The following is a 19264-nucleotide window of genomic DNA, read 5'->3' on the forward strand; positions in this document are numbered from 1 at the left end:
TGCGGGAACGGCCTATTTGCTCAATGTGTTCGGCTGAGATCGGAAATCAACCCTTTAGCGATTTTTTATACCGCCTGCCGCCTCAGAACGGCCGTTGACGAGTTTGGGGGGTTGACGTTATTGTCAACCCCCCAAATACCAACCAGCTATACGATCACCAAAGACGCGAGCTCAAGCATGATGGGCATGGCGACGAGCGACAGAATCGTGGACAGCGTCACCAAACCGATTCCAAACTTATAGTTGCCGCCGTATTTCTCGGACAAGATGGCCGCGAACGATGCGACAGGTGCACCGAGAGCGATAAGCATCGTGAGGCGAACCTTGGCATCAATCCACGGGAAGAGCGCCAATATGCCAACAACGATCGCCGGGATGATGACGAGTCTCACCAAGCTAACGAGATAGGCCTTTTTGCTCGTAACGACAGCGCGCATATCGCTCTGCGCCAAATAGGCTCCAAGCACAAGCATCACAAGGCCCGTATTGAGCGCACCCAGGTCATCGAGAATCGTCGCCATCAACGCGGGCGGATGGATTGAAAAGAAAAAGCAAACAAGACCAATCAAGATCATGATGAGATTGGGGTTAGTAATGCAGTTCTTAAAGGACATCTGGCTCTTATCACCCGAAACCAACCATACGCCATACGTCCAAATGAAAAACGTGAGGCATGAGACTCCGATGGAGAGGTAGAAGACGTATTCGGACCCGAACACGCCCATAACAATGGGAACCCCGATAAAGCCGCTGTTGGAGAAGATGGCACCGTAACGGGCGACACCATCCTCCTTTTTAAAAAACAGACGCGTGAGCGGAATCGAAATTAGTGTGACCACAACGGTAAGCACAAAGCAAAATCCCGCGTCGCGGATCATGTTGGGTTCGAAGTCGACCATAAGGGTTCTCAGCGTAATGCAGGGATACGCCACATAGATGACCACATTGGCCATCTGGCTCGTGCCCTTGCGGTCGATAATCTTCATGCGGTAGAGAAAATAGCCGATCGCCATCAGGATAAACATGATGACGATCTGACTGATAAGCGCGGCAACCGCTCCTCCCATTACAGCTCCTCGCCGTTGGTCTCAATAACCTTCTTGTACCAGTAGAAGCTCTTTTTACGCGAGCGCTCCATAGTACCGGTGCCGTCATCGTGCTTATCGACATAAACAAACCCGTAGCGCTTGGCCATCTCTCCATCGGCATTGCTCACCAGGTCGATGCAGCCCCAAGGCGTGTAGCCCCAGACCTCAACACCATCCTTGATGGCCTCGGCCATGGCCTTGATGTGATCGCGCAAGTACTCGATACGATAGTCGTCGTCGATGGATCCATCCGGATTGACCTCGTCGCAGCAGCCGAGGCCGTTCTCAACCACCATAATGGGAATTTGATAGCGCTCGTACACCTGGTTGAGCATGATACGCAGACCCATAGGGTCGATTGGCCACTCCCATGCAGTCTCCTTGAGGTAAGGATTCTTGGCGCCCCCGAGAAGGTTACCGCTCGTCTCCTCGGCAGGGTCAGTGCTTGCGCACTGGCTCTGATAGTAGCTGTGCGTATAGAAATCGACCGTACCCTCTTTGAGAATCTTACGGTCCTCGTCGGTGATATCGAGCGTCACGCCCTCCTCGTCCCAGATGCGCTGGGCAAAGTAGGGGTACTCGCCGCGCACTTGGACATCTGAACAGTAGTAGTTGCGATACTGGTTACGCTCGCGGGCAAGCTCGACGTCCGCAGGATTGGGCGTGAGCGGATAGGCCAGCATGTAGGCAATCATACAACCCATCTTGTTGTCGGGGTCGATCTCGTGCCCCGCCTTGACCGCAAGAGCACTTGCGACAAACTGATGGTGCAGCGCCTGCAAACGCTTCTGCGGGTCATCTTTCTGATGGCGAAGGTCAAAGGAGCCCGGATTCAGAATGCCGAGACTCATGTAGTTGCCAAGGGACATCATGCCGCAATTGATCTCGTTGAACGTGAGCCAGTAGCGACACTTGCCCTTGAAATGCTCCATGACGGTCTTGGCATACTTCACGTAGCAGTCAATAGCCTCGCGCGAAGCCCAGCCATCGACTTTCTGGCACATGGCAAAAGGCATCTCGTAATGACTCAGCGTCACGAGCGGTTCGATGCCGTACTTATGGCACTCGTCCATCACGCAATCGTAAAACGCAAGGCCAGCCGCGTTGGGCTCATCTTCGAATCCCGTTGGGAAGACGCGAGGCCAGTTCATCGAGAAACGAAAGACCTTGAATCCCATCTCGGCGAGCAAGGCGATGTCCTCTTTGTAGTGATGGTAGAAATCGACACCATCGTGACAGGGATAGAGCTTGTTGGGGTCGAGCTCGGGCGTGATCTCGCGCGGGTGGTGATGGTTGCCGTTAGTGGCCATATCCATGCAACTCGGACCCTTGCCGTCTACGTCCCAGGCTCCCTCGAACTGATTGGCAGCAGTCGCGCCGCCCCAAAGAAAGTCTTTTGGAAAAACACCCATGGTCGTCCTCTTTTCTATAGGAAACGGGCCGTCATCGCGACGGCCCTCACACTTGTTGAATGAAAGCTAGTCGAGGTCAGCACCGTTGGTGGCGATAACCTTCTGGTACCAATCGAAGCTCTTCTTCTTAGAGCGTGCATAGGTACCGTTGCCCTCATTGTCGAGGTCAACATAGATAAAGCCGTACCGTTTGTCCATTTCGCACGTCGACATCGAGACCAGGTCGATGCACCCCCACGGGGTATAGCCCATCACGTCGACACCTTCCTCGATAGCAGCGCCGATGGCCTTAATGTGCTCACGGAAGTAGTCGATGCGATAGTCATCGTCAATCGTGCCGTCTTCGTTGACCTTATCGTAGGCGCCAAGACCGTTCTCGACGATAAAGAGCGGCTTATGGTAGCGGTCCTGCATATCGATCAACGCGTAGGTGAGGCCATCGGGGTCGACCTGCCAACCCCAGTCAGAAATGGGCAGGAAGGGGTTCTTGACGCCGGTAGCAAGGTTTCCTCCGACTTTCTCGCGCTTGTCCGCATCAATGGAGTCAACCATCGACATGTAATAAGAAAACGAGACGAAGTCGACCGGATACTGCTTGAGAATGGCCTCGTCACCCATGCCGAACTCGACGTGGATGCCCTTGCGCTTCCAATAGTTGAGCACATGCTGCGGATACTCGCCAAGTACCTGGACATCGCTATAGAAGTAGTTATCGCGGTTGTCCTTCTGCGCAAGCAGCATGTTTTTGGGATTGCAGTTCTCGGGATAGGTGAGGGTGCGCGTGACCATGCAGCCCATCTGAGCACCGGGAACCATCTCGTGCAGCATCTTGGTGGCAAGGGCGCTCGCCACAAACTGATTGTGCACGCACTGGTAGATAAGCTCCTCGCGCTTATCCTCGGGATAACGCTCGGTGCAAACGCCGATCGTGGTCCAGGGGTGGCGGAACACAGAGTCGATCTCATTGAATGTGAGCCAATAGGTAACGTACTTTCCAAACTCGCGGAAGCAGACTTTGCAGAAGCGCAAGAAGAAGTCGATGACTTCGCGCTTGCCCCAACCATCGTAGTGGTTTGCCAAATAGAGCGGCATCTCGTAGTGGTGAAGCGTCACAAGTGGCTCAATGCCCGCATCCTTCATGGTGCGGAACAGGTCGCGGTAGTAGTCGATGCCGGCCTGGAGCGGCTCTTCCTCTGTACCCGTGGGGAACAGGCGAGTCCACTGGATGGATACGCGCAGCGTCTTGAAGCCCATCTCCTGGAAAAGCGCAATGTCCTCCTTGTAGCGATGAAAGAAGTCGATGCCGTGACGCTTGGGGTACACGTGGATATCGGTCGAAGCCTCGGCCTCCTTGATCTGTTCGTCAGTGATGCCGTGAAGGGCCGCGTAGTCCTTTTTGTCGACCTCGGGCTTATAGGTGGTGCAGTCGGCGACCGAAAGGCCCTTGCCATCCACATCCCAAGCACCCTCGCACTGGTTGGCGGCAGTGGCACCGCCCCACAAAAAGCCTTCTGGGAACACGTAGCTCATAGTTATCTCCTTAGTTAAAAAGAGGGGCACGGCGCTCCCGTGCACCGCGCCCCTCGAAGTTACAGGCATATTATCGGACAGCCGATAGGTGTAGCCATTAGGCCTGAGCAGCCTCTTCCTGCTCCTTCTTGGCCAGCTTGCTGTTGGCGAGGACGAAGGGGATCCAGATAAGGACGCCCACGACGAGCTCGACGACTTGGACCACAACACCCTGCCAGCCATGGCCAACAAAGGCATTAAGCAGGATGGGCACACCAAAGGGCACGTCAACGGTGTTGCAGGGAAGGAAGCCGATAGAGGTGGCGAACATGGCGATGGCGACGCAGATACCGGAACCAAAGGCAAACGGAATCGCGTAGATCGGGTTCAAGACCAGAGGGATACCGAAGACGACGGGCTCGGAGATGCCGCAGATGCCAGGCAGGAAACCGAGCTTGGCGATAGCCTTTTCCTCATCGCGCTTGGAGCACAGGAAAATAGCGATGATGAGGCAGAGGGTCATACCGGCGCCACCGGGAGCAACGAAGCAGTTCCAAAAACCCATGGTGAACGGAGAATCGGGCATGGTGCCAGCGGCAAGGGCGGCGGTGTTGGCGGCGATTGCGGCATTGAACATGGGGTTGCGCACCGGGGAAACAATGAGACCGCCATGGATACCGAGAACCCAGAAGAGCTGGGACACGACAACGATGATGACAACGCCAGCCGGAGTCTTGAAGGCCGCCTCGAGCGGAGCCTGCATAAGGCCGTAGATCCAATCGTTGATATAGGAGCCGGTAAGGGCCTGGAAGCCAAGGCCGAAGATAGCGCTCACGACGAGGACAATAAAGACCGGGATCATAACGTTGAAGGACTGGGAGATACCAGAGGGAACCGAAGGAGGCATCTTGATCTTGATCTGGTCGATCTTAGAGAGCCAGCAGAAAAGCGAACCGAACACAACGGCCGTGATCATGCCGACAAAAAGACCCTGAGCGCCCATCTGAGTGGTAAGAAGACCAGACACCGGAGCCTCGAGAGCCGTGCCGGCACCGTCGACCTTGATAGAGGTGCAAATCATGGAGATGTAGGCCGCCACGGAGACGAGCGCCGTCGGATACTCCGGAGCCTTCTTGGCACGGGCCAGGTAAAGGCCAATCAGGAAGGTGATGGGCACCGTCATGAAGGACATGGTGCAGTAGTTGATAGCGGAAAATGCCGGCTCAAGCCCCGCGAGCGCGGGCACCCATTGTGCAAGCCCCGTCGTGGTGGAAGAGACCAACGTCTTGAGCAGCGTGCCCATAGAACCCACGATAACGAAGGGCATAAACGCGGTAAAGGCATCCTTAATTGCGGAGAGATATACGTTGTCGCCTACTTTTTCTGCGACAACCATCATCACATCTTCGAATTTCTCGGAGAAAGCCATATGATGTACCTGCTTTCGAAAGTTAATGACGTGCTTTCGGATGTAGACCGCTGTCGAGTGCTAGTCGCACAGCGGCGATTTTGGGCTATTGAGCCCTTATGCCTTGGCGACCAGGTCCTCCGCCTGCTTGAGGACCTTGGCGCCATCGCAGCTGCCGTAGGCAACCGGATCGATTACGGCAACGGGAGCTTTGCCGTCAACGACTTTGGTGAGCTTGCGCTGAAGATGGCGGACCTGCGGGCCAAGCAGCAAAACGTCAAAGTTTCCGAGTTCCTCGGCAACCTGGCCTTGCTCGACGGCCCAAATCTTGTAATCATCCTTGCCCTGGGCCTTAGCGGCCTCCTCCATCTTGCTCACAACGAGCGAGGTGCTCATACCAGCACAGCAAGCCAACATGATGTTCATAACGGACTCCTTTCAAAAGCGCTCATCTTGGGCGCCCGATTGACCAAACTCGGTATTTTAGGGTTACTTGCCCTCGTACTTATCGCGATAAAGCTCGATAAAGCGCTCGGCAAAATCACTCGCCATGATGGCCATCGTCAGATGGTCTTCGGCATGGATCAAGATGATGTTGATATCGACGGTATTGCCGTTCGCTTCAGCCTGAGTGAGCTCGAACTGCATCTTGTGGGCAGCGCTCATCTCGGACTGCGCCTCGGCGAGCTGTTTCTCGGCCTCTTCGAAATCGCCATCATGGGCGGCGTCGATTGCCATGAGCGCGGCGGACTTGGCGTTGCCCGCATGCAGGATGATTTGAAGGGCATTTTCATATTTGCTCTCGTCCATCGGTGTCTCCTTCTACTCGTTGTTGTCTGTTTTTCCATACATATTCAAAAGCTTGACGACGGTCTCCCATCGTTGGTTGTCGACAAGCCCCTGGATAGCCTCTTTGCTGGTAAGCATCTTGGCCATACTGCGGTAGAAACGGTCAAGCTTCTTGTCCTTAGCCTTTGAGACTGATACTAGAAAGACCGCCCGCACCGCTTGCCCGTTCCATTCGACCGGCTCGCGCAGCAGTCCAACGCAAACAAACGTCTCGTCCGTCACGGCCTTGACCGAATGGGGCATGGCGACCTGATTGCCAAAACTCGTCTGCGCGAGTTCCTCGCGACGCATGACCAGCTGCTTAAACTCGTCAGGCACGTTACGCATGGCGGCGACCTGCTCGCATAGAATTGAGATGACCTCGTTCTTGTCTGCAGCGACCATATCGGAGACAAAAAGGTCAGCCGAAAAATAAGGTGCAAGGTCACCGGTAACATTTGCACCGGCAAGAATCTCACGAACATCGTGCATATCATCGGCATCGAGAAAGAAGCTCACCTCGCGCACGGGCACCGGAAGCGCTCGATGCAGGGGCACCGTGGTAAAAACGTAATCGATACCCGTCATATCAATACTGTCGACATGGGAGGCATCGCAGGTCACAATCTTGTCCACGAGAGCACCGAACTCTTGGCGGTATCGGTACTCAAGGAGCTTGGCGCTTCCCTGTCCGCTCGCGCACACTACGAGGATATTCTTACGCGGGACCTCGCTCTTCTGGCGCTCAAGCGCCAAGGCGAAGGCGAGTGCGATATAGCCGATCTCGTCATCCGAAAGACGACTACCGTAGTGCTCGGCAAGGATGACCGACGAATCGAGTGCCATCGAATACGCGAGCGCGAATCTCTCCTTGATATCGGCAAGCAGCGGATTATCGATATGCATGCGATATTTGAGACGCACGGCAAGCGGAACGATATGACGCGCGAGGTTCATGCGGAGCTCAAGATCGCCGCGAAAATCAAAGTGATAGGAATCCCAGATGCACTCGAGCATCTCAGTGACCACATCCCAAACCTCGTCGGAAATTACGAGACCTTCATCTGCACCGTCGGAACTAGCATACAGAGATTGCTTTCCCGCAAGGTGAATGGCGATGTAGGCAACCTCCTCCTCTGGGAGCCGAATGTCGAAAGCTTTCTCGATACGCAAAGCCACACAACCGGCCACCGCAAACTCGCGCGCTGTACGCAGCTTCTCAATATGTTCGGCTTCGAGCGGGACGTAGCACTGCTCGCGGATTCGCCAAATGGCGACCGCGATATGAACCAGCAAGTTTTGATAGGCCGCTGAGTTGATTTGGAAGCCTTCCTCGGCAATGACCTCATTCACACAGGTGGCAATCGTGTCGAGGGTCACCTGGTTCTGAGAATCGCTCTCACGATGCTCTGCAAGCTTGTCGAGCGTAATGCTTGCCAAGCAGAGGCGACGCGACATCTCCGAGCCGCTCACGCGAATCCCGTAATGAGGACGCCGTTCAAGCTTGAGATCGAACTTGGCCAGCTGTGCCTCAACCCGCTTGAGATCGCCTGAAATAGCATTGCGGGATACATAGAGGATCTCCGAAAGATCGTCCAGGGTGATCCAGTCGACGCGACTCAACAGGTCGTTCAGCAAGTACTCAACGCGCCCCTCGCTCGTAGAGGGAATTGACTTGAGACCCCCATTGGATGCATCGTCCTTGATCGAGCGGTATGCGTCGCAATCGCTGATATTGAGGGTATAACCCCCGCCACGGTGTTTATGGATATGGGCCTGAGGCTCGAGGACAGCGTTGAGCTTCTTGACATAAGTACGAATCGTGCGATCGCTCACGCCAAACTCTTCGCAAAGACGAGCGGGCGAAACATCGTGATTAGCCTCTATGTAGTCAAGTACTTTTTGAACCTGTGAATCTAACACCAACGTTTCACCTCCCCGTATCTATCCGACAATTAGAAAGATACAAGGTTTATGAAAGGTGTTCCACAATCCCGATTTCCCCAGAAGTCGGAAGTCTCTTGGGTGGAAACGGAAACTGTCTAGCGCATGAACGGGTTGCACATGAGTTCACGCGCCATAGTGGTCGAGGGACCGTGGCCAGTCAAACAAACGGTATCGGGTGGAAGCATGTGGGCGAGCTTGGAGAGCGAACGCAGAATCGCCGCCTCGTCGCCACCGGCAAGATCGGTGCGGCCGTGGCTGCCCGGGAATAGCGTGTCGCCCACAAAGGCAATGTTCCCCTGCTCGGTGGCAGCAAACAAGACGATCCCTCCCGGCGTATGCCCTGGCGTCTCGATCACCTGCAGGCAGATATCGCCCACCTCGATAGCATCGCCCTCGGCGAGCAGGCGCGTCGGCTCCCCGGGGTCAGGCGTCTCAATGCCCCACATTGCTCGCTGTTCCTCGATATTCGCATGCGGCACCGCCACATCCTTAGCACACAGCTCATACTGACAGCCCTCGCCAACGGTGGTTCGTACGCCGACAACACCACCAACATGGTCGGCATGGCCATGAGTGCATACGGCGCCAAGCGCGCGTACGCCGGGATGCTCGGCTCGAATATGCTCCACCAAGCGCTCGCCTTCCCATGCGGGGTCGATAATCACGCACTCATTGTCCGAAATAACAGCATAGCTATTGGTCTGAATGGGACCGTTTACGAGCGTCTCAATCTCGACCGATCCCTTGGGAGTTAAATCCAAGGACACAGCACTCATGTCCCTCTCCTCTCTATAGAACTCGAGGCATCAAACGATGCCTCGAGTGTAGCGAATATCGATAATGTGGCACGTTCGTCGCGACTAAACGCGGCGCTTAAGCTGGGCTCCACCCTCGCCGGGCATCAGGCGGCGCGCGTCGTAGACCGAGTCAACGCTGCTGATGGAGGCCAGCAGCGGATCCAGACCACTCGCGTCCGAAATCTCGACCATAAAGCGCAGGGTTGCAATACCCTCGCGGTTGGTCGACGTGGCGGCAGAAAGGATATTGCCGCCCGCATCGCCAATGGCGATGGTGACGTCCTTGAGCAAGCCCATGCGATCCAGGCACTCGACCACGATCTCGACCTGGAAGAGGGTGTCGGCAGCGCCGTCCCACTCCACTTCGATCATGCGCTCGGGATGCTCCATAAGACCCTTGACGTTGGGGCAGTTGGCGCGATGCACCGAGACGCCGCGACCGCGCGTGATGAAGCCGACGATATCGTCGCCCGTCACCGGATTGCAGCAATGCGCCAAACGGACCAGCAGACCGCTGTTGCTCTCGCCCTTGACGATGATACCGTTGCTGGCGCTCTTGCCACGCTTTTGGGGCTTGCGGTTGGATCCGCGCGCGGGCTGCTTCACGACCTCGGCAATGGCCTCGGCCTTGGCGAGCTGCTCCTCGGGCTTGGGATCCAAGATCTGCTCGACTTTGTTGCCCACGGCACGCGGGGCGACTTTGCCCGCCCCAACGGCTGCGAACAGGTCCTCGAGCTGCTTGTAGTTAAACTGCTCTGCCACGGCATTGAGCGCACGCGTAGATCGCGGCGTAGAGATGCCGTACCCGCGCTTGCGCAGGTCCTTGGCCAGTATATCGCGGCCGGCGGCAGCGTCATCGTCTTTGGTCGCGGCAGCGAAGTAACGGCGAATCTTCGACTTGGCCGAAGGTGTCTTAACGATCTTGAGCCAATCACGCGACGGCTTGGAACTCTTGTTGGTCAGAATCTCGACACGGTCGCCCGTCTTGATCTCGTGCGTGAGCGGGGCCACCGCACCGTTGATCTTAGCGCCGACGCAGTGGTTGCCCACCTCGGTGTGAACGGCATAGGCAAAGTCGAGCGGCGTGGAGCCGGCACGAAGCGCCATGACCTCGCCCTTGGGCGTAAAGACGAAGATCTCCTGATCGAACAGATCGACCTTCAGCGAATGCAGGTATTCCTTGGCGTCGGTGATCTCATCAGACGCAGCCCAATCGAGCGAATGTTTGAGCCAGTTAATCTGGTCGTCCAAGCGCTGGGCATCATTGGTCTTAGACGCAGACGATCCGCCCGACTTCTTATAGAGCCAGTGAGCGGCAATACCGTACTCGGCCTGCTCGTGCATCTCGTAGGTACGAATCTGAATCTCGAGCGGACGAGCCGTGGGGCCGATAACCGTCGTGTGGAGCGACTGGTAGTTATTGACCTTGGGCATGGCGATATAGTCTTTAAAGCGCCCGGGCATGGGGTGCCACAGCGTATGCACCGCACCGAGCGTGGAGTAGCAATCGCGCACCGAATGGGTGATAACGCGCAGCGCCACCAAGTCATAAATCTCGGAGAATTCCTTGCCCTTGCGCTTCATCTTTTGGTAGATGGACCAATAGTGCTTGGAACGGCCGTTGATCTGGAAGTCTTCCAGACCAATGCGGTTAAGCTCGTCGGTGAGCGTCTTGATGGTCTCGGCCAGATAGCGCTCACGGACCTCGCGCGACTCCGCCACCATGCGTGCGATGCGCTGGTAGGCGTCGGGCTCCAAATAGAAGAAGGACAGGTCCTCGAGTTCCCATTTAATGGAGCTCATGCCCAGACGGTCGGCCAGGGGCGCATACACGTCCATGGTCTCGCGGGCCTTAAACAGGCGACGGTCCTCACGCAGGGCCGCAAGGGTGCGCATGTTGTGCAGACGGTCGGCAAGCTTAACGATGATGACGCGGATGTCCTTGGACATGGCGAGGAACATCTTTCGCAGCGTGAGCGCCTGTTTCTCGTCCATGCTGTCGACTTCGATGTTGGTGAGCTTGGTCACGCCATCGACGAGCTCGGCCACCGTATCGCCAAACAGGCCGGAAACATCGGCAAGCGAGGTCTCGGTGTCCTCGACGGTATCGTGCAGCAGCGCGGCGCACACCACATCGCAGTCCATCTTGAGATCGGCCAAAATGATGGCCACCTCGACGGGATGGTTGATGTACATCTCACCCGAGCGGCGCTTTTGGTTGCAGTGCTTCTCGGCAGCAAAGCAATAGGCCTGCTCCACCTTAGAAAAGTCGTCCTCATTCATATATTTGAGGCACAGGCGCTCCAGCTTGTCGTAGCTGTCCGCCATAATCTCGGGCGGCAGCTCATCGGCATGCTTATAGTGCTCCATCTCCGAGAACGGCTGGAGGGCGGAATCATGGGCGGTACGGGCTGCGGCATCCATCGAGGTCCCCTTCCCCTAGGCCCGCGGTACGATCGGGCGGTTAACTTTGGCTAGCATATCAGAAGCGCACGAATCGAGCGCCCAACTCCGGAAAGCCGAGAACTCCATGCGCGAACGCAAACCCTCCAAATAGCGAATTGACCTGCTCAATTGCACACGGCCGGGGTTTTCGGCCATCGCGATGCGACGGGTGTCGTCAAACCCCGAAACGCGACAGAAGCCAAGCTCTTCGAAGATTCCCAGGCCACTTTCCACCGAGCGCTCGTCGACCGGCGTGCGAGCATCGATGGCAAGGCACATCTGCGCGATGTCGATATCGCTCGCGCTAAAGGAATCGTCCCCGGTCTTGCCGCGGTTGGAGCGCCACATGGTTTGCAGCGCGCGATAGAGCGTGACGAGCTCGTCGCGCTCAGGCGCATAGCAGTCGAGTAGGCGCTCGTTAATGCGGGCGTCGCGCGACGAATAGAGCAGGTGAATCACGGCGGGCTGTCCATCGCGACCGGCGCGGCCACTCATCTGGTTAAACTCAATCGCGCCAAACGGCATGTGATAGAGCACGACATGGCGAATATCGGGAAGGTTGACGCCCTCGCCAAAGGCCGAAGTCGAGACGATGCAACTGAGGCTGCCATCTCGAAACGCCTCTTCGACGCGGCGGCGATCGGAGCGCGCAAGCCCGGCGTTATAGAACGCGATATGGGTCGCACAGTCTGGTACGCGCTTGCGCAACGTCTTGGCAAGCGCCACGGACTGGTCGCGCGAGTTGACGTAAATGACGGTCTTCTCCCCCGTCGCCACAATCGACACCAGGCGATTTTCGCGGCTCGCAAGGTCGCGATCGTCCTCGAGCTGCAGGTTCTCGCGAACGGTCTCGTCAACCACCGTGCTGGTAATCGGCAATACGCGAGCGAGCTCTGCCACGACCGGAGCCGTCGCGGTGGCAGTCGTGGCCAGAACGACCGGATCGCCCAGGGCCTTGAGGATATCGGGCATGTCGAGGTATGCGCTTCGGTCGCCGCCCTTGGCAAGACCGGCATGATGCGCCTCATCGATAACGACAAAACCGATGCGCCCCGAACGCGCAAAGCGGTCGCGGTGAATAGACAGGAACTCAGGCGTCGTGAGTACGATGCCGGTGCGGCCCGAAGCCAGGCCGGCAAACACGTCATCGCGTGCGGCCTCCACGGTCTCGCCGGTCAACACGCCCACGCCAATGCCGAGCGCAGCCATCGTCGATGAGAGGTGATAGGCCTGGTCGGCAACGAGCGCACGCAGCGGATAGACAAAGATGCTCGCACGCCCACGAAGGACCGCCTCGCGCGCGGCGTGCACGTGGAAAATCAGAGACTTGCCGCGGCCCGTTCCCATAACGGCCAAGACGCTCTTGTGGTCAGCCAGGGCGTCAAGCGCCTCGACCTGCGCGCGGTGCGGCTGGTTCGATCCGATAAAGCTGTGAATGAGCGAGCGCGTGAGCTCGGTATAGGAAAGCTGGGCGAGCGTTTGGCGCTTGCGGGACTCCAGACGAAGACCGGCGTCCGCAGGCTCCACGCCGCGGCGAAGCTCACATGCCGGGTCGTCAACGCTGGGCGCCGTGGTATCGCGGACCAAGACATCCTTGATCATGAGCTTTGGCTTTACGCGACCTTGCCAATGCTCGGCCACGGCCTCGAACACCAAGTCGACGGCGCTGTCGCAATTGATGAGCCTATCGATCTGCGGCACGCGAAACATGATGGCCGGCACACTCGCGGCGCCATCGGTCGCCACAAAGCGCATGTGCTCGCCGGTTTTGCCCACCACGGCGCGATCGCACATCGTCACGCCCTCGGCGGCCAGAAGCGGCACCTTATTGCCCTGGCCAAACGGCTCAAGACGAGAAATCTGCTCGATAGTCTCGATATTCAGCTCGGAGAGGTCGACGGTGGCGGCAACCTCGTCGGTGTCCTCAAAGTCCTCGGCGGGAAGCTCGGACAGCACGGCGGAAAGGCGACGACGGAACTCATCGAGCTTGGACGCCTCGATGGTCACGCCCACCGCACCGGCATGCCCGCCGCGGCGAATCAGCAGGTCGGAGCAACGCTCGACGGCGTCGAACAGGTTGACTTTGCCCACCGAGCGGCCCGATCCGCGTGCAATGCCGTCCTCAATCGAGAAGAGCAGCGCCGGCACGTGGTAGCGATTGGTCAGGCGGCTCGCCACGATGCCCTTGACGCCCTCGTGCCAGCCCTCACCGCCCACGACGATTGCGCGCCCGCCGTCATAAGTCTCCTCGACCTTCGCCACGGCATCGCGCGTAAGCTCGGCCTCGATCTCGCGGCGTTGGCGATTGATTTCCTCGAGCTCGGCGGCAAGAGCGCTCGCTTCGATGGGGTCGCGGGCAAGCAGCAGGTCGAGCGCCAGCTTGGGATCAGCCATGCGGCCGGCAGCATTCAGACGAGGGATGAGCGAAAACGACAGGCCGTCGGCCGTAATGGTAGAAAGGTCGGCCTTGGCAAGTGCGGCAAGCGCGATATAGCCGGGGCGGGCCGTCACGCGCATCTGCTGGATGCCCTCGGCGACCAGTGCGCGATTCTCGGGCGTGAGCGGCATCATGTCGGACACGGTGCCCAGCGCTGCGACCTCTATCAGCGAACGCCAATACGACGGCTTGCCCAAACGCTCGCCCAGGACCTGCACCAGCTTGAGCGCCACGCCGGCACCGGCAAGCTCGCGCGAGGGACCCTCGTCCTCGAGCTTGGGGTCGGTCAGGGGCACGCCCTGCGGCACCTGGTCGGAGGGCTCGTGATGGTCCGTGACCACCAAATCGATCCCCAGGCTCTCCAGATAGGAAACCTCTTCCTTGGCGGCAATGCCGTTATCGACGGTCACAATCAGGTTGGGTTGGGCGAGCTCGTTGACGCGGTCGAGCGCCGCACGCGACAGGCCGTAGCCCTCGTCAAAGCGATGCGGAATAAACGGCGTGACATCGGCGCCAAACGTGCGCAATGCCTCGGTCAACAGGCAGGTCGACGTAATACCGTCAACATCAAAATCGCCAAAGACCGCAATGTGCTCGTGGCTGCGAATAGCGCGCTCGACGCGGTCGGCGACGACCGCCATGCCCGGAATAACGAGCGGGTCGGCCCAGTCGCGATCGAGCGAAGGCGTCAAAAACAGCTGGCCTTCCTCGATGGATGCAATGCCGTGCGCAACCATAATGCGCGCCACCAGCCCGGGTATGCCCAGGCCAGCCGAAAACTCCTTTTCGAGCTCGGGGTTTTGCCGAGCGACCGCCCAGCGATGCGTCGTCTTAAGCGATGACATAGGCGCCCACCCCCGATAGGGGCAGGTCGCCGCGATACCTCTCACGGTTCATAGCGATGAGTCCTCTGTGTATGCCCGCTTCGGCAGGCAGATCTGTTGAACGGATTTATTATACCGTGCGGCACGGACGCACAACGTCCAGCACGCCGCGGTTTCGATAAACGAGGGCGGTAATAGCCTCGAAATATTCGAGCGTTTCTGACGCACGGACGCATGCGAGCGTCTAGCATATCCATTCAAAACGGATTCACGAGCAAAGGGAGTCACAAGAGCATATGAAGCAATGGGTTGGACTGGGCAAGTTTCTCGCGGGGCACATGCAGGTCATCGTTCCGATTTGCGTGACGCTCGGCGTGCTCTTTCCCCAGCAGATCGGCGTGCTCAAGCCAATCGTTCCCGCCCTGTTTGCCTTTATGACGTTCCAAGGTGCGCTCAGCAACACCTTTCACCAGGTGGCCGAGGTGTTCCGCCGTCCCCTGCATCTGATTTTGGCGTTATTTGTCTCGGCCGTGCTCATCCCCATCGCGGCGTATGCCATGGGCTCACTGTTCTTTGGTTCCAACCCAAACCTTGTCTGCGGCATCGTGCTCGAGTACAGCGTACCCGTGGCAGTCACCGCCTTTATGTGGATCAGCATGTTCGGCGGCAACGGCCCGCTCGCGCTCACCATCATCCTGACGTCCTCGGTCATCTCGCCCGTCACGATTCCGCTCACGCTTAAGCTCCTGCTGGGTGCCACCGTTGCAATCGATGTTACGGGCATGATGCAGAACATGGCCTTTATGATCGCCATCCCCGCCGTGCTCGGCATCGTGATCAACGAGTTCACGCGCGGATGGGGACACGAGAAACTCTCCCCCGCGCTTTCGCCCGCCTGCAAGTTTATGATGATGGGTGTCATCGCCTCCAACTCCACCGCCATGAGCGAGTACGTGCTACACATGAATGCGGTGCGCCTGGAAGTCGCCCTCTTTATTTTGACCTTCGCCATCAGCGGCTTTGTCGTCGGCATTCTGGTCGCCCGCGCGTTGCACCTGCCGTATAGCGAGACGACCACCATGTGCTTTACCTGCGGCATGCGCAATATCTCTTCGGGCGCCGTCATCGCCACGCAGCATTTTCCCGGCGAGGTCGTGTTTCCCGTCATGTGCGGAACGCTGTTTCAGCAGGTGCTCGCCTCGGTTATCGGACATCTCTTTGAGCGACTGACCGGCGAGGAGCGCGCCGCCCAGCGCAAGCGCGTCGAGGCCGGCCGCGACGCCATGGGACGCTAGACTGTCCGCATTACGCGGGTGATAGTCTTGCTATACGAGCGTTTCCAGATGCGCACGCAGGCGCTCTGCATCGATATCGAGCGTGGTCTCGGCATTGACCTGGGCCAAACGATAACCGACAAAGTAGGGCGAAACCACCCAACGCGGCAACACCTTGGCAATTGTCCGGCCGTCCATGTGGTAGAAGAACAAGTTGTACGACTCCGCGCGGCCGCCGTGGTGCTCGTGCAGGATATAGCGCAGGGCCACCTGAATCGCATCGGCAAACAGGTCCGCTTCGGCTTGGTCGCGGGCGTCGTCGCTGGCGGCAATTCCCTGTGGAGCCGAGACGTTGACCTCAAAGAATCCCATAATCGGTTCGGTTGAGATGTTGACCGAGATTCTTCCCTGTTGCCAAACATTGATGCCTTCGAAATTGGCGGAAGTCAGCGAAGCATAGCCGTCTTCCTGCTCCAAGCCCACAATCTGCATGTGTGGATGGACGAGGCTGCCGCCCGAAAGCGGACCTTTGTTCTTGTACATGAGCACACTGCGGTACTGTTGGGAATCGATCATCTGCTGCCAACAGCCCAGAGCAAACCGCATCACATGATGCAGCTCATCCGGTTCATAGGTCACCAGGTCGGCGTCGTGATTGGCAGACTCGATCAATACGGTCTGACGGGTGGCCCGCAAGGTCTTGAACTTATTCTCGAGCCAGATGCAGTCACCATCGCGCTGGATGATGTTGGCGAGCCCCTCCGTGTCGCAAAAAGGGCACGCGGTGCCAGGGCGACGATTATCGTCGGGCTTGCCGCTCGCCTGCTGAACGTCAAATACCAGCGCCACGGGTTATACCTCCAGCGGCACGATCTTGGTGCCATGGAGCTCGGAGACGCCTAGCGCCGCCGCGACCGCGTCGCGATTTGCCGTAGTGATGCCGCCGCCGGGAAGGATGGTCAAACGATCGCCCGCATACTCGATTAAACGAGCCAGGTGATCGAAATTATCCTCGATCGACGTACCTGCCGCGCCGCCATGCGTGAGGATGCGCGTAACGCCGCAGTCGGCAAGTGTATCAATCGCATCGAGCTGAGCCTCGGTCGAGAGCTGGTCAAATGCCATGTGGAAGGTGATGTCGATGGGCTCGCGCTTGCATTCCTCGGTCGCGCAGCCCGTAGCCATAACGAGGGCGCCGAGGGTGAGCTCGTCGAGCGCCCAGCCGCTGGCACAGGGCTTGCAGCAGCCAAAGACCAGGCCATCAACGCCGGCGCTCACAGCAAGGCCCAGGTCCATCTCCATCATGCGCAGCTCGTCCTGGTTGTAATGAAAGTCGCCACCACGCGGACGAATCATGCACATCACTCGCGCGTCATGCTCGTGAGCGTAGCTGACTGTAGCGCTAATAACGCCGGCGGAAGGCGTGGTGCCGCCAACGGCCAAGTTGTCGCACAGCTCAATGCGACCCGCACCGGCCTTGATGGCCACCGGTACCCGCTCAAAGTTCTCGGCGCAAAATTCATATAGCATAGATAGCCCCCGGGAGACATTTCGATTTCCACACGGCATTGTCGCACGTTAAATAGCAACCCGCACGATGGAACAAAACCTTGACAAGGAGTGTCCCAAAGTGCCGGCACATAAGGAACGTCCCCAGGTGCCACCTTGAGCGATGGGTACTCATTTAAGTACGTCCCCAATGAGTACCCGCAGGGGACAGACAGACCGGACTCCCTATACGACAACTGTTGACATCATATACTATGTGTCATATAGTAGGTGTTACACAGTATACTACGAAAGGAGGTGTGCGGATGGATGCACAGATGAAGCGCGGCTTCCTCGAGGCCTGCGTGCTCGCGGCCGTCTCGGGCGAGGAATCCTACGGCTATCAGATCGTGAAGGACGTGCCCGCGAGTATGGGGCTCACGGAATCCACGCTCTATCCGTTGCTCAAGCGCCTGGAGAAGGCGGGCTGCATCACCGCGCGCTCCGCCGAGCACAACGGGCGGCTGCGGAGGTACTACCGCATCACGGACGCCGGGCGCGAGCGTATCGCCGAGTTCCTCGACGAATGGCCATCCGTGCAGGAGATCTACCGTTACGTGGAGGGGGCGCACCATGACGCGCGATGAGTTCTTGAACCGGCTGGGCGAGCTTCTGGCCTGCCTGCCGGCAGATCAGGTAAAGGAAACGCAGGAGTTCTACGCGGAGGCCATCGCCGACCGTATGGAGGACGGCATGACGGAGGCCGAGGCTGTGGCCGCCATGGGCACGCCCGGTGAGGTCGCCGAGGCAACGCTCGACGAACTGCCCGCCGTGCCGCGCGCGATCGCGAGGACCAAGCGCAAGAGCACGGCACTTCTATGGGCGCTCGCCATCGTGGGCTCTCCGGTATGGATTCCGCTGCTGCTCGCGTTCGTCGCCGTTGCCGCTGCAGTCTACATCTGTATTTGGGTTCTTGCGCTCTGCGTGTGGATCGTGGCCGCGGCATTCGGGGGCGCGGGCCTGGTAGGGCTCCTGTTCGCCGTGGACGGCATCATTATCGGGCATGTTCCGTACGTTTTGGCCTCGATGGGAATGGGATTCGCTTCCATCGGTGTGGCGCTCCTCACGGGAGCCGTCGCCTGGACGGCGTCCAAGCAGATCGCGCGCCTCTCTGCCCTTTGGGCGAAGAAAGCCGTTTCGCCCTTCTGGAAAGATCGAGGCAATAAGAGCCGCATGGGCGCTGAAGCGGCGCCGCTCACGGCATAGGAAGGAGTGCAAACATGTCCAGCGTAAAAAGGATTTACCTTGCCGTAGCGGGTGGGCTTGTTGCCACGGGGCTCGTCCTGGCTGCTATCGGATTTGTGGCCTCCGGCTTTAACCTCGCTGTGTTCAACACGCAGATCGACCTGCGCGATGACACCATCATTCTGGGTGGTGTTGAAATAGACGACCCGACAGGGCTTCCACTCATCGAGCAGCTTGCCGAGGTCGGCGAGATCCATATTGGATCTGCAACGACTGGTTCGTCTTCTCCTCGCAAATGATCGAGCTCGTAGCAGCCGTCCCCCCCCTCGGGCGCACCACGACGGGCGTGAGCACACCGCGCTCGGAGCCTTTTTGCGAGACCTTCCGTCGCGCTCTTCCTGCGTGGTGAACCGGTCATCGACCGACGAGAGGCTGATGGGAATCTCTCGACTTCGGGCCAATCCCGCTCACCGATCTGGTCTTCCTTCGTGATGCGCACATAAGCGAGCAGACACCGCGCAGAGCTTCAGCGCGGCCGCACTTCCACGTCTATGACGGAGGT

Annotated in this window: 16 protein-coding genes; 4 read left to right on the forward strand and 12 right to left on the reverse strand. The window is 58.3% G+C overall.

What is annotated here, in order from left to right:
- Nucleotides 1-146 precede the first annotated feature (146 nt).
- From DW645_RS04020 to recJ, 10 genes are all read right to left on the reverse strand, one after another.
- Complete coding sequence (locus DW645_RS04020) at nt 147-1067, reverse strand: AEC family transporter (protein ID WP_117655166.1); 921 nt, start codon at nt 1065-1067, stop codon at nt 147-149.
- Nucleotides 1067-2500 carry a glycoside hydrolase family 1 protein gene (locus DW645_RS04025; RefSeq protein WP_117736935.1) on the reverse strand — a complete coding sequence of 478 codons (1434 nt, stop codon included), beginning with the start codon at nt 2498-2500 and terminating at the stop codon, nt 1067-1069. Before DW645_RS04025 ends, DW645_RS04020 begins: the two co-directional genes overlap by 1 nt.
- Before the next feature lie 66 nt (nt 2501-2566).
- Nucleotides 2567-4030 (reverse strand): glycoside hydrolase family 1 protein, encoded by a 1464-nt coding sequence (locus tag DW645_RS04030; protein ID WP_118226414.1) that lies wholly within the window; start codon nt 4028-4030, stop codon nt 2567-2569.
- 97 nt (nt 4031-4127) lie between these two features.
- Complete coding sequence (locus DW645_RS04035) at nt 4128-5438, reverse strand: PTS sugar transporter subunit IIC (RefSeq protein WP_117655169.1); 1311 nt, start codon at nt 5436-5438, stop codon at nt 4128-4130.
- Between the two features lie 96 nt (nt 5439-5534).
- Nucleotides 5535-5843, reverse strand: a complete 309-nt coding sequence (locus DW645_RS04040) for a PTS sugar transporter subunit IIB (RefSeq protein ID WP_117655170.1) — start codon at nt 5841-5843, stop codon at nt 5535-5537.
- A 63-nt stretch (nt 5844-5906) separates the two neighbouring features.
- Complete coding sequence (locus tag DW645_RS04045) at nt 5907-6227, reverse strand: PTS lactose/cellobiose transporter subunit IIA (protein ID WP_117655171.1); 321 nt, start codon at nt 6225-6227, stop codon at nt 5907-5909.
- Nucleotides 6228-6239: 12 nt separating this feature from the next.
- On the reverse strand, nt 6240-8168 hold the full coding sequence (locus DW645_RS04050; RefSeq protein WP_117655215.1) for a BglG family transcription antiterminator: 1929 nt from the start codon (nt 8166-8168) through the stop codon (nt 6240-6242).
- Between the two features lie 119 nt (nt 8169-8287).
- Nucleotides 8288-8968, reverse strand: coding sequence for an MBL fold metallo-hydrolase (locus tag DW645_RS04055; protein WP_118226416.1), 681 nt, complete (start codon nt 8966-8968; stop codon nt 8288-8290).
- 84 nt (nt 8969-9052) lie between these two features.
- Nucleotides 9053-11413 carry a bifunctional (p)ppGpp synthetase/guanosine-3',5'-bis(diphosphate) 3'-pyrophosphohydrolase gene (locus tag DW645_RS04060; protein ID WP_118226418.1) on the reverse strand — a complete coding sequence of 787 codons (2361 nt, stop codon included), beginning with the start codon at nt 11411-11413 and terminating at the stop codon, nt 9053-9055.
- Between the two features lie 15 nt (nt 11414-11428).
- A complete protein-coding gene (gene recJ / locus DW645_RS04065) occupies nt 11429-14716 on the reverse strand; it encodes a single-stranded-DNA-specific exonuclease RecJ (RefSeq protein WP_118226420.1) in 3288 nt (1095 codons plus the stop codon).
- A gap of 275 nt (nt 14717-14991) precedes the next feature.
- On the opposite strand from recJ, the gene DW645_RS04070 reads away from it, so the two are divergent.
- On the forward strand, nt 14992-15990 hold the full coding sequence (locus DW645_RS04070; protein ID WP_118226422.1) for a bile acid:sodium symporter family protein: 999 nt from the start codon (nt 14992-14994) through the stop codon (nt 15988-15990).
- A 30-nt stretch (nt 15991-16020) separates the two neighbouring features.
- On the opposite strand, the gene DW645_RS04075 is transcribed toward DW645_RS04070, so the two are convergent.
- Both DW645_RS04075 and DW645_RS04080 read right to left on the reverse strand, forming a co-directional pair.
- Complete coding sequence (locus DW645_RS04075; RefSeq protein WP_118226424.1) at nt 16021-16818, reverse strand: DUF4931 domain-containing protein; 798 nt, start codon at nt 16816-16818, stop codon at nt 16021-16023.
- A 3-nt stretch (nt 16819-16821) separates the two neighbouring features.
- The gene (locus tag DW645_RS04080; RefSeq protein WP_118226426.1) at nt 16822-17499 is read right to left on the reverse strand and encodes a copper homeostasis protein CutC; all 678 of its coding nucleotides are present in this window, start codon (nt 17497-17499) and stop codon (nt 16822-16824) included.
- A gap of 284 nt (nt 17500-17783) precedes the next feature.
- Here DW645_RS04080 and DW645_RS04085 point away from each other — a divergent pair, with 284 nt between their 5' ends.
- The 3 genes from DW645_RS04085 to DW645_RS04095 are packed head-to-tail and all read left to right on the forward strand — an operon-like array spanning nt 17784 to nt 19001.
- Nucleotides 17784-18104, forward strand: coding sequence for a PadR family transcriptional regulator (locus tag DW645_RS04085; protein ID WP_199575535.1), 321 nt, complete (start codon nt 17784-17786; stop codon nt 18102-18104).
- Nucleotides 18091-18723, forward strand: coding sequence for a DUF1700 domain-containing protein (locus tag DW645_RS04090; RefSeq protein WP_118226428.1), 633 nt, complete (start codon nt 18091-18093; stop codon nt 18721-18723). Before DW645_RS04085 ends, DW645_RS04090 begins: the two co-directional genes overlap by 14 nt.
- Nucleotides 18724-18737: 14 nt before the next feature.
- Nucleotides 18738-19001, forward strand: a complete 264-nt coding sequence (locus tag DW645_RS04095; RefSeq protein WP_117786370.1) for a hypothetical protein — start codon at nt 18738-18740, stop codon at nt 18999-19001.
- The last annotated feature ends 263 nt before the right edge of the window (nt 19002-19264 follow it).

The organism is Collinsella sp. AM23-17, assembly GCF_003470945.1.
GTDB classification, from domain to species: Bacteria; Actinomycetota; Coriobacteriia; order Coriobacteriales; family Coriobacteriaceae; genus Collinsella; species Collinsella aerofaciens_O.

Excerpts from the sequence above, each read along its gene's own strand:
- DW645_RS04020 (WP_117655166.1), bottom strand. The coding sequence starts at position 1,067 with ATGGGAGGAGCGGTTGCCGCGCTTATCAGTCAGATCGTCATCATGTTT.
- DW645_RS04025 (WP_117736935.1), bottom strand. The coding sequence starts at position 2,500 with ATGGGTGTTTTTCCAAAAGACTTTCTTTGGGGCGGCGCGACTGCTGCC.
- DW645_RS04030 (WP_118226414.1), bottom strand. The coding sequence starts at position 4,030 with ATGAGCTACGTGTTCCCAGAAGGCTTTTTGTGGGGCGGTGCCACTGCC.
- DW645_RS04035 (WP_117655169.1), bottom strand. The coding sequence starts at position 5,438 with ATGGCTTTCTCCGAGAAATTCGAAGATGTGATGATGGTTGTCGCAGAA.
- DW645_RS04040 (WP_117655170.1), bottom strand. The coding sequence starts at position 5,843 with ATGAACATCATGTTGGCTTGCTGTGCTGGTATGAGCACCTCGCTCGTT.
- DW645_RS04045 (WP_117655171.1), bottom strand. The coding sequence starts at position 6,227 with ATGGACGAGAGCAAATATGAAAATGCCCTTCAAATCATCCTGCATGCG.
- DW645_RS04055 (WP_118226416.1), bottom strand. The coding sequence starts at position 8,968 with ATGAGTGCTGTGTCCTTGGATTTAACTCCCAAGGGATCGGTCGAGATT.
- DW645_RS04060 (WP_118226418.1), bottom strand. The coding sequence starts at position 11,413 with ATGGATGCCGCAGCCCGTACCGCCCATGATTCCGCCCTCCAGCCGTTC.
- recJ (WP_118226420.1), bottom strand. The coding sequence starts at position 14,716 with ATGTCATCGCTTAAGACGACGCATCGCTGGGCGGTCGCTCGGCAAAAC.
- DW645_RS04070 (WP_118226422.1), top strand. The coding sequence starts at position 14,992 with ATGAAGCAATGGGTTGGACTGGGCAAGTTTCTCGCGGGGCACATGCAG.
- DW645_RS04080 (WP_118226426.1), bottom strand. The coding sequence starts at position 17,499 with ATGCTATATGAATTTTGCGCCGAGAACTTTGAGCGGGTACCGGTGGCC.
- DW645_RS04085 (WP_199575535.1), top strand. The coding sequence starts at position 17,784 with ATGGATGCACAGATGAAGCGCGGCTTCCTCGAGGCCTGCGTGCTCGCG.
- DW645_RS04090 (WP_118226428.1), top strand. The coding sequence starts at position 18,091 with ATGACGCGCGATGAGTTCTTGAACCGGCTGGGCGAGCTTCTGGCCTGC.
- DW645_RS04095 (WP_117786370.1), top strand. The coding sequence starts at position 18,738 with ATGTCCAGCGTAAAAAGGATTTACCTTGCCGTAGCGGGTGGGCTTGTT.